Origin of the sequence: Shewanella denitrificans OS217 (assembly GCF_000013765.1) — a bacterium.
Taxonomy (GTDB): domain Bacteria; phylum Pseudomonadota; class Gammaproteobacteria; order Enterobacterales; family Shewanellaceae; genus Shewanella; species Shewanella denitrificans.
In genome coordinates this window covers 2,392,994-2,406,414 of sequence record NC_007954.1, presented here as the reverse complement: position 1 = coordinate 2,406,414, position 13,421 = coordinate 2,392,994, and the positions used below count along the sequence as shown (strand labels likewise).

12 protein-coding genes are annotated in these 13,421 nt (G+C 44.9%); 8 read left to right on the top strand and 4 right to left on the bottom strand.

The features are described 5' to 3' along the window. Nucleotides 1–427 precede the first annotated feature (427 nt). The gene (locus SDEN_RS10580; RefSeq protein WP_011496467.1) at nucleotides 428–2,101 is read left to right on the top strand and encodes an alpha-glucosidase family protein; all 1,674 of its coding nucleotides are present in this window, start codon (nucleotides 428–430) and stop codon (nucleotides 2,099–2,101) included. A 125-nt stretch (nucleotides 2,102–2,226) separates the two neighbouring features. Then, nucleotides 2,227–3,486, top strand: a complete 1,260-nt coding sequence (locus tag SDEN_RS10575; protein WP_041405767.1) for a sugar MFS transporter — start codon at nucleotides 2,227–2,229, stop codon at nucleotides 3,484–3,486. Between the two features lie 225 nt (nucleotides 3,487–3,711). Here SDEN_RS10575 and SDEN_RS10570 read toward each other — a convergent pair whose 3' ends face one another. Beyond that, the gene (locus tag SDEN_RS10570; RefSeq protein WP_011496465.1) at nucleotides 3,712–4,026 is read right to left on the bottom strand and encodes a hypothetical protein; all 315 of its coding nucleotides are present in this window, start codon (nucleotides 4,024–4,026) and stop codon (nucleotides 3,712–3,714) included. A gap of 217 nt (nucleotides 4,027–4,243) precedes the next feature. Between SDEN_RS10570 and SDEN_RS10565 the strand changes: the two genes are divergently transcribed. Genes SDEN_RS10565 through SDEN_RS19820 form a run of 3 tightly spaced genes read left to right on the top strand, consistent with a single transcriptional unit; the run spans nucleotide 4,244 to nucleotide 7,296 of the window. Further along, on the top strand, nucleotides 4,244–4,777 hold the full coding sequence (locus SDEN_RS10565; protein WP_011496464.1) for a putative 4-hydroxy-4-methyl-2-oxoglutarate aldolase: 534 nt from the start codon (nucleotides 4,244–4,246) through the stop codon (nucleotides 4,775–4,777). A 60-nt stretch (nucleotides 4,778–4,837) separates the two neighbouring features. Then, complete coding sequence (locus tag SDEN_RS10560; protein ID WP_011496463.1) at nucleotides 4,838–6,682, top strand: AsmA family protein; 1,845 nt, start codon at nucleotides 4,838–4,840, stop codon at nucleotides 6,680–6,682. Next, on the top strand, nucleotides 6,682–7,296 hold the full coding sequence (locus SDEN_RS19820; RefSeq protein ID WP_011496462.1) for a BsuPI-related putative proteinase inhibitor: 615 nt from the start codon (nucleotides 6,682–6,684) through the stop codon (nucleotides 7,294–7,296). The genes SDEN_RS10560 and SDEN_RS19820 overlap by 1 nt, the downstream gene beginning before the upstream one ends. A gap of 144 nt (nucleotides 7,297–7,440) precedes the next feature. On the opposite strand, the gene SDEN_RS10550 is transcribed toward SDEN_RS19820, so the two are convergent. Next, a complete protein-coding gene (locus SDEN_RS10550) occupies nucleotides 7,441–8,997 on the bottom strand; it encodes a lytic transglycosylase (protein WP_011496461.1) in 1,557 nt (518 codons plus the stop codon). 133 nt (nucleotides 8,998–9,130) lie between these two features. After that, nucleotides 9,131–9,907, bottom strand: coding sequence for a hydroxyacylglutathione hydrolase (gene gloB, locus SDEN_RS10545; protein ID WP_011496460.1), 777 nt, complete (start codon nucleotides 9,905–9,907; stop codon nucleotides 9,131–9,133). Nucleotides 9,908–10,007: 100 nt separating this feature from the next. Here gloB and SDEN_RS10540 point away from each other — a divergent pair, with 100 nt between their 5' ends. Continuing rightward, nucleotides 10,008–10,727: a class I SAM-dependent methyltransferase gene (locus tag SDEN_RS10540; protein ID WP_011496459.1), complete on the top strand. Its 720-nt coding sequence runs from the start codon at nucleotides 10,008–10,010 to the stop codon at nucleotides 10,725–10,727. Here the strand turns inward: SDEN_RS10540 and rnhA are convergent. Beyond that, nucleotides 10,712–11,191, bottom strand: a complete 480-nt coding sequence (rnhA, locus tag SDEN_RS10535; protein ID WP_011496458.1) for a ribonuclease HI — start codon at nucleotides 11,189–11,191, stop codon at nucleotides 10,712–10,714. The genes SDEN_RS10540 and rnhA overlap by 16 nt on opposite strands. Nucleotides 11,192–11,255: 64 nt before the next feature. Here rnhA and dnaQ point away from each other — a divergent pair, with 64 nt between their 5' ends. Next, nucleotides 11,256–11,984, top strand: coding sequence for a DNA polymerase III subunit epsilon (dnaQ, locus tag SDEN_RS10530; protein WP_011496457.1), 729 nt, complete (start codon nucleotides 11,256–11,258; stop codon nucleotides 11,982–11,984). A gap of 10 nt (nucleotides 11,985–11,994) precedes the next feature. Then, nucleotides 11,995–13,317, top strand: coding sequence for a TIGR03503 family protein (locus tag SDEN_RS10525; protein WP_011496456.1), 1,323 nt, complete (start codon nucleotides 11,995–11,997; stop codon nucleotides 13,315–13,317). The last annotated feature ends 104 nt before the right edge of the window (nucleotides 13,318–13,421 follow it).

Below are 13,421 nucleotides of genomic sequence, written 5' to 3'. Positions count from 1 at the left end.
TGCCTTCTATTTATTCTTAGGCTGCGTCTATATTGTGTTTCTGCTTCCTATTGAGACCAATAAGTGCCGAAGTTATGAACAAATTGTTGCGCAGCGGTGATGATACTACTCCTAGGGTTCTTTTCTAGACAATCGTATGCATACGTATTCAATGCTTGTGCAAAGGCTTGAATGCGGGAAAACCCCTGAGTTTTGATGGGTTAAAAGGGAGGTGTTTTTAGCTTATCTGATTGAAAGTAAACTTGAATTAACTTTTTTGTAACCTGATGGATTGTCATGAATGTTTTGCATACGTATGCAGTGCTATTGAACCGAATAAGACTTCACACGTATGCTCATTTCATCATTTTAGGTGTAGTTTGTTAATGCTGAGCAACAAAGCTGTTAACCAAAGCACACCATGGAAGCATTTAAACGAGGGGATAAGATGGGGCAGTTAAGCTGGTGGCGTGGCGGAGTAATTTATCAGGTATACCCACGTAGCCTCATGGACGCTAACGACGATGGCATTGGCGATCTTCAAGGCATAATTCAAAAGCTGGATTATATTGCAAGCCTTAATGTAGATGCCATATGGATCTCACCTTTTTTCAAGTCGCCAATGAAAGATTTTGGTTATGACATCAGTGATTATCGCGCCATAGACCCACTATTTGGCACCATGGAGGATTTCGATAGCTTAATTGAAACTGCCCATGGATTAGGCCTTAAAATAATTATAGATCAGGTGCTCAGTCATACTTCTGATGAACATGCCTGGTTCGAACAGAGCCGTCAAAACCGGACTAACGATAAAGCCGACTGGTACGTGTGGGCTGATCCTAAAGAAGATGGCACAGCCCCTAATAATTGGCTGGCAATTTTTGGAGGCTGCGCCTGGGAGTGGGAGCCAAGACGGCAACAATACTATTTGCATAACTTCTTAAAGAGCCAACCCGATCTGAACTTTCATTGTGAGGCCGCGCGGGAAGCGGTATTGAGTAATGTAGAGTTTTGGCTTAAAAAAGGCGTCGATGGTTTCAGGCTAGATGCCATTACCTTCTGTTATCACGATGAGCAATTGCGGGATAATCCTGCTAAGCCCAAAGATAAACGACAAGGCCGCGGCTTCAGTGAAGACAACCCCTATGCTTATCAATATCACTATTACAACAATACTCGGCCGCAAACCTTAAGCTTTATCGAGCAGCTGCGTGCCTTGATAGACAGATATCCAGGCACAGTCACCTTAGGTGAAGTGTCATCGGAAGATTCATTAGCCACCATGGCTGAATACACTCGCGGTGACAAGCGCTTGCACATGGCATACAGTTTTGAATTGTTGACCAAAGATTACAGCGCCGGGTACATCCGTCAAACCGTCGAAGAACTGGAAGTCAGCATAGGTGACGGATGGCCTTGTTGGGCCATAGGCAATCATGACGTTGAACGGGTGGCAAGCCGCTGGAGTCAGGGCGAAGCTAAGCTTGGGCAAGTTAAAATGCTCAATGCCATGTTGGGCTCCCTTAGAGGCAGTATTTGCAGCTACCAAGGTGAGGAGCTGGGATTAACCGAAGCAGATATCCCCTTCGAGCAACTGCAAGATCCTTTTGGATTAGCATTTTGGCCCATGTTCAAGGGCCGTGATGGTTGCCGCACCCCTATGCCTTGGACAGACACTAAGACTGACAGCGCAACACATTCAGGCTTTAGCAAGGCAACACCTTGGCTTCCTGTGGCTGAGGCTCATCTGCCCTTGGCGGTTGAAAAACAAGAAGCTGACTCAGACTCAGCGCTGCACAGTTATCGTCAATTTATGCAGTGGCGCAAGCAACAAGTGGCACTCCTTGATGGCAGTATTGCATTTTTGGACATCAAAGCGCCTATGCTTGCATTTGTGCGCCAGCATCAGCAGCAGACCTTGCTAGTCATGTTTAATTTAAGCCCTGAGCCGCAGTCAATATCTTTGGCGGAATTGATGCTGGTTAACCCACAACTTGCTGGCGTTAAGGGAGTTAAATCCCAATCTGAGCATGGCCTTAGCATGGCGAAACAGGATGAGACGGGGCGAGAGCTAACTTTTGAAGGTTTCGATGTATTTTATGCTCAAGTCGAGTGCTAAAACTGAGTATTAAATCTGAGCACTCGATATGAGTGCGAAATCTGGCTAATAACTAACAATTTCATCAGCATAACCAATAGAAAATAAACAAGACAAAATAAACAATAACAATAAGGATAGCTAATATGGGTATATCAATGGCTTCAGGCCACACACAGGCACAAGGGGAGGGCAATTACCGTTTTGCTTTGGTCTCTTTGACATCACTGTTTTTCATGTGGGGTTTTATCACCTGCTTGAATGACATTTTAATCCCCCACCTTAAAGCGGTATTTTCTTTAAGTTACACAGAAGCCATGCTTATTCAGTTTTGCTTCTTCGGCGCTTATTTCCTGGTGTCCTTACCCGCGGGCAAACTGGTGAATCGCTTAGGTTATCAAAAAGGCATAGTCACAGGTTTACTTATCGCAAGCCTAGGTTGTTTGCTGTTTTATCCCGCGGCGGCGCTGGCCACCTATGGTCTGTTCTTAGGCGCGTTGTTTGTGCTCGCAAGCGGCATCACTATATTGCAAGTGGCGGCAAACCCCTATGTGAATGCACTGGGCAGTCAAGAAACGGCATCCAGCCGATTGAATTTGACTCAAGCCTTCAATGCCTTAGGTACTACTGTGGCACCTTTTTTTGGCGCTGTGCTCATTTTATCTGTGGCGTCTGGTGCCATAGGCGATGCCGTTAGTGCACAGGCTGAAGCCGAAGTGGTAAAACTCCCTTACCTTATATTGGCGGCTATGCTGGCGGTATTGGCGGTGATTTTTTCAAAGTTAAATCTGCCGGTTATTGCTGAGCATCAAGTCAAAGATGAAAATCACCTTGTTGAGCACAATGGCAAAACCAGTGCGCTGCAATCGACTCATTTAGTCTTAGGCGCTGTGGGTATTTTTGTCTACGTGGGCGCCGAGGTTTCCATTGGTAGCTTCTTGGTGAACTTTTTAGGAGAGAGTCATATTGCCGGCCTTGAAGAAGCACAAGCGGCGAAATACATCACCTATTACTGGGGCGGCGCCATGGTAGGACGCTTTATTGGCTCGGCAGTGATGCAAAAAATCGCCGCTGGGAAGGTGTTGGCGTTCAATGCCTTAATGGCCGCAGCCTTAATCTTGCTGGCTATGAACAGCAGCGGCGCCATTGCCATGTGGGCTATCTTGGCTGTGGGACTGTTTAATTCGATTATGTTCCCCACTATCTTTAGCTTAGCCCTTAGAGATTTAGGCCCCCACAGCTCTCAGGGCAGTGGTGTCTTGTGTTTAGCCATAGTAGGCGGTGCAATAGTACCGCTATTGCAGGGCATCATGGCCGACAGTATGGGATTACAGCCGGCGTTTATTTTGCCGGTCATATGTTACGCCTTCATCCTATTTTATGGTGCTAAGGGTTCAAATATGTAAGCACCATGAGTCTGGCTTGAGTTAGTGCAATTGTTGGCTTAACCAATAGCAATAAAGGTAGCAATAGCAGTACTAATAGAAACACCAATAAAAATGATCACTTAGGTGATCATTTTTATTGGGTATTTTGAGCTTATTCAAATAAACGCCTACAGCCTTAACGAAATCGCTCCATCGACTGAAATTAAGGCATTTTTGGAATTATAGAATTTGAGCCGGATGTTATTAACTTCTCAATGTCGCCATAATGGATAACACTTCAGAATAGGAAAGACCATATTGCTTTGCAAGATTGAAAATCTTGGTCTTGTAGGTTTGGAGCTTTTCTTGTTTCACCCGGTCAGATTGTTTTTTCTCGACCAAATCATTCACGGCGCTTTGCAAAAGTTGCAATCGCTTTAAGCTGTAATCCAAACTCGATAAATATCCTGTCATCTGCGCTTGGGTACGGGCATGTTCTAAACTGTTATTGGTGCGATTTTCAAAATCCATTTCATCCAATGCACTAATCATTTGTTGTAAATTAATCTCGTTAGGCATGATGTTGTTTCTGTTAAGGTATGAAAGCCGAATTATAGACAGTTACTTGAGACAAGTCACCTAACACCTTAGGCTATATCGAAGTTTTATAATGACTTTTATGCTGAAATTCCACTCAAATCTGACATAGTACTTTTTATTGGCAATAAAAGTCGTTACTGTTAATCAGCTTAACTGCAGGCAGCAGTTGAATATTTTTATACCTAGGGAGTCGTTCATGGCGCAAGTTTCCACACCTTCTTCAATAAACTCAATGATATTCGGCCCTGAGGTTGATGATTTATTGCCCGATTTGTTTGATTCATATGCTGATAAATTACAATTAGTTAATGAAACATGGTGCAACTATGGCGGCAGGACTATTTTTGCTGGTGAAGTGGTGACCGTCAGTTGTTTTGAGGATAACTCTAAGGTTAAGGCGCAATTAGCCCTGCCAGGTGTGGGTAAGGTGTTGGTTGTACATGGGCAAGGCTCATTTGCCAAAGCCTTGCTTGGTGACATGATTGCGAAAAGTGCCTTGGATAATGGCTGGGAGGGGATCGTCATTTATGGTTGTATCCGCGATGCTGGCGCCATTGCCAAAATGCCAATAGGGGTTAAAGCCCTAGGTGTGACTCCAATTAAGACCCAAAAGCGCGACTTAGGCGAACTCAATGTGACCCTAGAAATCGGCCAAGTGTCGATAAAACCTGGAATGATGCTGTATGCTGACTTAAATGGCATCGCCATTAGTGAGTCCGTGCTGTCCTGAATTTTACCTTATGATTTTACAAGAATATAACATGTTCAGCTTAACCTAGAGAGGTAGCCCATGAAATTGATTAAATGGCTGTTAGCCATTGCTCTGACTCTGTGTGTTTCATTAGTGCTTTATATCACCCTATTATTTGATGTAAATGCCTTTAAACCTGAATTGATAGAGCTGGTAAAGAAACAAACCGGCCGTGAATTACAAATAAAGCAAGATTTGAGCTGGAGTTTTTTCCCCAAGCTTGGCATCGACTTAGGTGGGATCATCTTGTCGAACCCACAAGGCTTCAAAACGGATGAGATGATCAAGGTGAAGGGGGTCGTTGCCAGCGTGGCACTCAAACCATTATTCTCAAACAAGGTGCAAATCGAGCAACTGCTGTTAGATGGCGTCGAGATTAACTTAGTCACCACCCAAGATGGCCGCTCGAGTCTAGATGGCCTAGTGGCAGAGAATGCGCCTAACCGTGCCCCAGAGGTGACACAAGAAAGTCTGTCAAAAGGTAGCGGCCAATTTACTATGGATGAACTCAGTATTGGCGGCGTCCGTGTGACAAATGCTAAGGTGAATATCATCAATCTTGCACAGGACAGCCTAACCACATTAAATTTAAAAGAGTTCACCTTAGGTAAATTCAGTTTAGGTCAAGCATCACAGCTTCAATACGAATTTGAAATGGCGGCCAATATCAATGTTAGCAGTCAAGGTAAAGGATTACTGACTGTGAGTTCAGATCTTAGCAAGCTGAGCATAGATGGATTAGACATTAAGACCACAATGAGTGGCGATGCCTTACCTGAGACCATTAATACGGCAATGATAGGGGCGCTTAGCCTCGATATTAATCGACAGGCCCTGCAATTAACCTTGGATAAACTGTCGGCACAAGATTTCAGCGGCAGCGCCGATATTGGCGTTAACTATGCCAACCCTATCCCTAAGATTAATCTGTCACTCGTTCTTGATGAAATGGATCTTGACCCCTATTTGCCTGCTGAAGAAGGGGATCCCGCCACTGACATCCATGAGTCATCAACGACTGTCGCTGCCTTAGAGCCTGACTTAAGCGCATTAAAGACGCTGGATGTTAACCTTAAGGTAAAAATTGCCGCGATAAAAGCTGCCAAGCTTAAAACTGAAAACTGGCAAATAGCCATGAAGGTGAAGAATGGCAAGCTGACCATTAAGGAATTTAGCCTAGATCTGTATCAAGGCAAGATGAACTTAACTGCATCTCTGGATGCTAATCAAACGATTGCCCGTTATCAGTTCGAGCAATCACTTAAGGACGTGCAAATAAGGCCTTTGCTCATGGATGCCGCAGAGCTTGAAGTGTTATCAGGCACGGCGAATTTTTCAATGGCTGGTACGGGGCAAAGCCTGATCCCGACTAAGTTGAAACAAAACCTTGTGGCAGACGGGGCGTTTGAGGTGGCTGACGGCGCGCTTTATGGCGTCAATATCCCGCAAATGCTGCGTACTGCTCAGGCAAAGCTCAGTGGTGAATTATCGGCGGTAGACACTCAGGAGCTTAAAACTGACTTTAGTCGCTTAACGGGTAGCTTTAACATTAAAGAGGCGAGTGTAACCAATCCCGATCTGGCGATTTCTGCGCCACTGCTGCGCATCGCTGGCGCCGGTAGCCTAGATATAATCAGCCAAGCCATAGATTATAAACTCACGACCCGTGTTGTCGGCTCTTTGGCAGGACAAGAAGAGCAAGCAAATCCATTAAAAGGCTTAGATATTCCACTTAAAATATATGGCACAGTACAGGAGCCTGAATATGGTTTGGATACCAGTGGTTTATTGGATGCGAAACTTAAGCAAGAAACTGAAAAAGTGAAAGAGAAAGTTAAAGACAAGCTGAAAGATGGCTTATTAAAACGTTTAGGAGATCTTTAATGTCAGTATGGAACGCCCTAAGACTCACTGCACTACTTGGGCTATTGGTTAATGCCAGTGGCTGTGAACATGAAATGGATAGCAAAGATGGAATATTGGACAATGCACAACAAGCAACAGCCCAACAAGGTGCCGCCAGTGAGTTGACGGCTTCGGGTAACCTGATGACCGAAGAAGTGATGCCAATGAATATTGATAATACAGAGCTTAAGCCGACTGTGCTTAACGCCAGTTTATTGGGTGATGTACGAGTGGCCGCTAAATCATCGGAAAAACCCTCAGCTCAACGCCTCAGTTTTAAGTTAGTGAATCCGCAATCTCATGGGGTGGGACTGCAATTTAACTCAGGCATGACGGCTGATCTGTGGCTATTGTCCCCAGATGGAACCCGTCTTTGGGGCTGGAGCGATGAGATGATGTTCACACAGGCATTGCGTGATGTCACTTTGGCAAGTGGAGAGGCCATAACGGTTGATTTTCAGTTGCCCCCCCATGCGCTGGCCATGATACAAGGGCCAGGGTATCGCCTCAAAGCAATACTGAAAGCCAAAGCCATGGACGATAACCCACTTAAGTTAGTTAATGATGTCTACTACACTATTGAGTTAGATTAATTTACAACTGGGAAGCATAAAAAGCGCCCACCGCTGAACCGCGATTGGGAACTCAAAAAAAACGGCAAGCCTTATGGCTTGCCGTTTTTTATTGAGGTCTTTTAATTCCGTCGACTGGATCCATTGTCTTACAGAGTCTGAGCCTTATGAGGTCGCTTGATTGTCGATAACAAGCTTCAATATTTGACCCGGTTGCAGGTACTTGTTTTTCTGTAGGCTGTTCCATTCTACTAATTCAGCGACTGAGACTTTATATTTGGCCGCAATACGCGCCAAGGAGTCACCTGAACGAACCTTGTAGTTGACGATACGTGATGCTTGGGCTGCGCTGGTTTCATTGAGCCAAATAGTAAGATCTCGACCAATTTGCAGACGCGAGCTCATAGTAAGGTTATTCCATTTAGAGATCTGAGGAATGCTTACGCCATATTTTTTGGCTATTTCCCATAAAGAATCGCCAGATTTAATGGTGTGCACGAGTTTAGCGTTACTGGTTTTAACCTGAGGACGTCTGGCGATAACTTGATCGTTCGATAGGCTAGCAAGATCGGGATCTTTACCTGCTACAGGAATAATCAAATAGCGGCCGGCAACAATATTATTGCCATTAAGCCCGTTACTGGAGCGGATAAGTTTGGCACTGGTCTCAAACTGATCGGCAATTTTACTTATGCTATCACCGGATTTAATCTTATAACGTACCCAGTTCAATTTAGATTCATTGTCCACTTTGGCCAGTGCTTGGTTAAAGACTTTGGCCTTTTCTGCAGGGACAAATAACTGGTGTGGACCTACAGGTGAGGTCGCCCAGCGGTTCAAACCAGGGTTAATGGCTTTTAATTCTTCCACAGAAATTTGCGCCATCTCGGCGGCTAAGGATAAATCCATCTGTGATTCAATATTCACTAAGGTCAATCTAGGAATATCGTTAATTGGGGTTAACTTAATGCCATATTTGTCAGCATTTTTAATTACATCGGCTAATGCCAATAATTGCGGCACATAATGACGCGTCGTTTTAGGCAATGACAGTGACCAAAAATCACTGGATTTGTCTCGGGCTTGATTGTGTTTAATGGCTGAAAGCACTCGGCCTTCACCTGTGTTATAGGCGGCAACTGCATATAACCAGTTGTTATCCATTTTTTTATGCAGGTAAGTTAATAACTTGATAGCAGCAGCGGTTGAGGCCGCAACATCTTGACGACCGTCATACCACCAGTTCATCTTGATGCCCAAATTACCCGCCGTTGGCAAGGTTAGTTGCCATAATCCGGCGGCTTTACCCGGTGACACGGCTTTGGGGTTATATGCACTCTCAACGATAGGTAATAGCGCTAATTCTAACGGTAGATTATTTTTTTCGAGCTCGGCAATTATGTATTGTAAAAAAGGCGCAGCGCGCTTTGAAATAATCCTTAAATGCTTAGGGTGCTTGATATACCACTGACGGTATTCTTCGATTAAGGCGTTATCTGCTATGGGCAGTTGCATCTCTTGTGCAAGTTTGCTCCATAAATTCTGGGTTTGAACCACATCTTCTTGAATACGTTCTAGGCTCTGATTGCCTGTGGGTTTACGCTTGTATTCAATGGTTTCCTCTACTGAAGCAGCTTGAGTTTGAGTCTGCTTCTGGGGCAAGGTTTGGCACCCTGCGAGGAAGGCTAAGCCGCCAGCAATTAAGTAACTTGTTGATCTCATTGAAGATGCTCTTCCTTATCAGAGTCAAATATTGACTAAATGTTGGTCGTTTTTTGGACACGAATTTGGCATTGTAAATCAAAACAGACCACTTGTCTTATTAAACTCGTTTCATCAATGAGATTTGCCTAGGTTAAAAGTTGTCTTTCCATTTTCTTAATAGAGTAAATGTTTGTAATTCATCGTTTATTTCAGTATTAAACTGGCTTGCGACGGCCGTTTTCACTTCATAGGTATGGCAGCGAAGGAAGGGATTAACAGCCAGTTCAGTACTGAGAAAGCTTGGCAAACTAGGGATATTGTCGGCGCGGGCCTTAGCGACCCAGGAGGCGTATTGAAGCAAATTAGGGTTATTTGGCGTGACAGTCAGTGCAAAATTAATATTTGACTGAGTGTACTCATGGGCGCAATAAATCTTGCAATGGGCTGGCAAACTGGCGAGCTTGGTTAATGAGGCCAGCATTTGCGCGGCGCTGCCCTCAAATATTCGCCCGCAGCCTACGCTAAATAAAGTGTCGCCACAAAAAATGGCGTCTTCTATTAGATAAGCATGGTGACCTAAGGTGTGACCTGGCACAGGTATTATTTCGACATTTGCTTCAAGATGGGGCAGGCACAAGGTTCGCTCATCAATTATTTCGTGGGTGATCCCGGCTATGCCTTCAGCTTTGGGGCCATAGACAGGTAAGCTATTTTGATAAAAGTCTTGTAGTCCCTGAATGCCGCCCACATGATCGGCGTGTTTATGGGTAATCAATACCCCGGCTAATATCAGGTCATGGGCTAAGATATAATCAATAACGGGCTGAGCCACACCGGGATCGACCACATAAGCAAAGTTCGAGTCCGCTTGGCGGACTATCCAGAAATAATTATCATTGAAGGCTGGGATTGCTGTGATGGTAAGCATGTCTTTTTCTACTCGGATCCTGTTAAGCTGTCAGAGTAACGGATTGTGAACTAAAAGCCAAAATTAGCCTTATTAATGACCTAGCTACCAAGGAGAATGAATGCGGTTGGTGACTAAACCCAGGCAATGGCAAGAATTTCCCTATGGCGAGCAGATTAAGCTGGCGGCTCAAAGCCACTTAGCGGCTTGGTGGCCTAAATTATTTGGTTATCACTTGCTAAAATTGGGCGCCTTAAGTGCTGGCCTTGATAGCCAAGCATGCAGTATTTCACGGCAGTTTTCTGTGTTTGAAGACACAGGCGCCGATATCATTGCCGATCCCCACCATCTGCCGCTGCAAAATACCACCATAGATACAGTGTTGATGAGTTTCTTAATGGAATTTGAAACCAATCCTTACCGCTTGCTAAGGGAGGTGGATAGGGTGCTGATCTGTGGCGGCTACGTGGTAATTGTGGGGTTTAATCCCATTAGTCCTTTGTTTATGGGGAAGGTGTTGTCTGGGTATCAAGAGAAACTGCCTTGGTGTGGGCAATTTTTTATGCCTTCTCGGGTTAAAGATTGGCTCGGCCTGTTAGGCTATCAGGTGTTGGAAGATAGCCGCAGCTTATACCATCCCTTAATCAAGACCTTTGCTTTTGGTCAGTATCTAGAGCAAAGCTTACACAAATGGTTACCCGGTACTGGCAGTGTCTATTTTATTGTCGCCCGCAAATTAGATGCCCCCTTGACGCCGATTCGAGACAAAAAACGCCCCCTACAAACAAGTTGGTCACCGGCGCCTAGCGCAGGGCGATTAAGGGATCATAAGCTCTCTTGATAACCGGTGTCGATTTGTTTGGGTTTAGCCTCAGCCGCATCTCTTGCTAATTTATCGCAGCGCTCGTTTTGTTTATGGCCAGTGTGGCCTTTGACCCAGCGCCAGTCTATATTGTGCCTTTGGCTGACACTGTCTAAGCGTTTCCATAAATCAACGTTTTTAACCGCTTGTTTATTTGAGGTCATCCAGCCTTTTTTCTTCCAGCCGTGGATCCACTGGGTGATCCCTTGACGCATGTATTGACTGTCGCTGGTCAAGGTGACAATACAAGGCTCCATCAAAGCTTCGAGGGCTATGATAGGTGCCAGTAATTCCATCCGGTTATTTGTGGTTAAGGCAAAGCCATCGGCAATTTCTTTTGAATGCTGTTTATATTGCATTACAATACCATAGCCTCCAGGACCTGGATTACCAAGACATGAGCCGTCGGTGTAGATATTGACTTGTTTATGTGTTGTCATCATGACTGCCTATTGCGAATTTAATCCGGCGCAGTATAACGATTTTTAGATTAAGTTGATAAAGACTATGACCATTATTTCCAGCGCAAGCCGCCAAATCATTCTCGATACCGAAACCACAGGTATGAACCAAGCCGGTGGCGCGATTTACATCGGCCATAGGATCATCGAAATTGGCTGTGTAGAAGTGATTAATCGCCGTTTGACTGGACGCACTTACCATCAATACATCAATCCCGGCCAAAGCATAGATCCAGAAGCCATCGCCGTTCACGGTATTACCGATGAACGCGTCGCCAATGAACCTAGATTTCATCAAATTGCACAAGAGTTTATCGACTTTATTCAAGGGGCTGAAATCGTCGCTCATAATGCCAGCTTCGATGTGAGCTTTATGGATCATGAATTTTCCATGTTGCAGCCAAGAGGGCCAAAAACCAAAGACATCACCGATATTCTCGACAGTTTGGCCATTGCGAAACGTTTACATCCTGGACAAAAGAATAACCTAGATGCCTTGTGTAAACGCTATGGCATAGATAACTCTCGACGCACTTATCATGGTGCTTTACTCGATGCCGAAATTTTGGCCGATGTTTACTTGTTGATGACAGGGGGACAAATCAAGTTCAATTTATCCAACGAGCAAGCAGGACAAGAAGCGGGCGGGATCCAACGACTTGATCCTTCTGGATTTAATCTTAAAGTGATTGCGGCATCAGCCGATGAACTAGTATTACACGAGTCTCGCCTTGATCTGGTGCAGAAATCAGGAAAATGCCTCTGGAGAGGATAATCACACCCCTATGAGTCCATCGTTTAGCTATTACCGCAGTGTGTTAATTGTCTTTTTCTTAGGGGCAATATTGTTTACTGCTTACGGCCAAGCTGCAGAGCCTGTGCCTTATACCAGTGCCAGTGAACTTAAAAATCGCTTTCGCATCGATCATATGGTGGATGAAGTCATATTAGTCGTGCAGCGAAGGTACGGCTCCGCCCCTGTGATCATAGTGCGGCCCGATGGCAGTAAATGGTATGCCAGTCGTCATCCCGAAGAGGTGAAATGGGTCGATGGCATCACAGGGGACATGATCCAGATAAAAAAGCCTATGCCAGGTCCTTGGCAATTACTCGGTAATGTGGTTGAAGGCTCGAGTATTCAAAAAATCTCTAAGCTTACTATTGAAGTCGAACCGATCCCTCAGCCGTTATTTCAAGGTGAGCGTTTGAAAGTAACTGCTAAGATGCTCGGCGATGACAAACTGCTGCGTCTGCCCGGGCTCGATTATATGTTGGAATGGACAGTCCGCTTAGTGAGTAAGCATCTGCCAGGAGATGAGAATTTTGCATCAGGCAGTATTATCGCCGGTGGCTATAAAGATGATGGTGAAGGTTTAGATGAATCACCTGACAATGCGATTTTCACTAGCATGATTAACCTTAACCATCCTTGGGGAAACTATGATTATCAAGTTATCGCCCGAAATGCCGTGTTCGAGCGCGAGATTAATTATCCCATATATTTATCAAAGCAACCTATCACGGTCACCATGCTGTCTTCTGAGGATCCCTTAAGCGGCATATGGAACCTAGAGCTTATTGTGGATGACACGGTATTAAAGCTTAATGAAACCCATTTTGAGTTTGAATTAGTTGGCCCAGCAGGTCTACAAATCCCTATCACTATTGCAGATGTGACCCAAGCTAATACCTTATATCCACTGCCTGCTGCCACAGTGTTTGGCAGTTACCGAGTCAAAGGCAGTGTGGTGAGTAGTACTCTCACTGGCCGAGAAATTGTATTAGAAATTCCTGAGATGTTCTTTAACTTTATTGAACCACCCCAGCCACCACCCACTGAGGAAGAGCTTGCCGCCGTGGCTGCCGCCGCAGCGAAAGTGGCCGAGCTGAAGGCCAAAGATGACGCCATATTTTGGATTATCACGGTCAATGTGGGCTTGCTGTTATTTGGCATCATAGGCTTTGTTATCTGGCGTAAAAAGCAAGCCTTAGCTAAAGCTTTGGCCGCCGCCGAACTGCGTTTGTTGCAAGAGCAAGAAGCGGCAGAGAAAAAGGCGGCCAGTGATGATAATGCTGAAATCGACTTGAACCAGCCGGAGGATGATTAATCTGCTTATTCACTGTGAGATAATGCCCTCGAGTGAGTGTTATTAAGGAAAGCGTTTAATAAAGGCGAGAATAGATAAAAAAGGGCACAAGCTTAACGCTTGTG

Coding starts and splice junctions, on each gene's coding strand:
- SDEN_RS10575 (WP_041405767.1), top strand. CDS start 2,227: ATGGGTATATCAATGGCTTCAGGCCACACACAGGCACAAGGGGAGGGC.
- SDEN_RS10580 (WP_011496467.1), top strand. CDS start 428: ATGGGGCAGTTAAGCTGGTGGCGTGGCGGAGTAATTTATCAGGTATAC.
- gloB (WP_011496460.1), bottom strand. CDS start 9,907: ATGCTTACCATCACAGCAATCCCAGCCTTCAATGATAATTATTTCTGG.
- SDEN_RS10550 (WP_011496461.1), bottom strand. CDS start 8,997: ATGAGATCAACAAGTTACTTAATTGCTGGCGGCTTAGCCTTCCTCGCA.
- SDEN_RS10525 (WP_011496456.1), top strand. CDS start 11,995: ATGAGTCCATCGTTTAGCTATTACCGCAGTGTGTTAATTGTCTTTTTC.
- SDEN_RS19820 (WP_011496462.1), top strand. CDS start 6,682: ATGTCAGTATGGAACGCCCTAAGACTCACTGCACTACTTGGGCTATTG.
- dnaQ (WP_011496457.1), top strand. CDS start 11,256: ATGACCATTATTTCCAGCGCAAGCCGCCAAATCATTCTCGATACCGAA.
- rnhA (WP_011496458.1), bottom strand. CDS start 11,191: ATGATGACAACACATAAACAAGTCAATATCTACACCGACGGCTCATGT.
- SDEN_RS10570 (WP_011496465.1), bottom strand. CDS start 4,026: ATGCCTAACGAGATTAATTTACAACAAATGATTAGTGCATTGGATGAA.
- SDEN_RS10560 (WP_011496463.1), top strand. CDS start 4,838: ATGAAATTGATTAAATGGCTGTTAGCCATTGCTCTGACTCTGTGTGTT.
- SDEN_RS10540 (WP_011496459.1), top strand. CDS start 10,008: ATGCGGTTGGTGACTAAACCCAGGCAATGGCAAGAATTTCCCTATGGC.
- SDEN_RS10565 (WP_011496464.1), top strand. CDS start 4,244: ATGGCGCAAGTTTCCACACCTTCTTCAATAAACTCAATGATATTCGGC.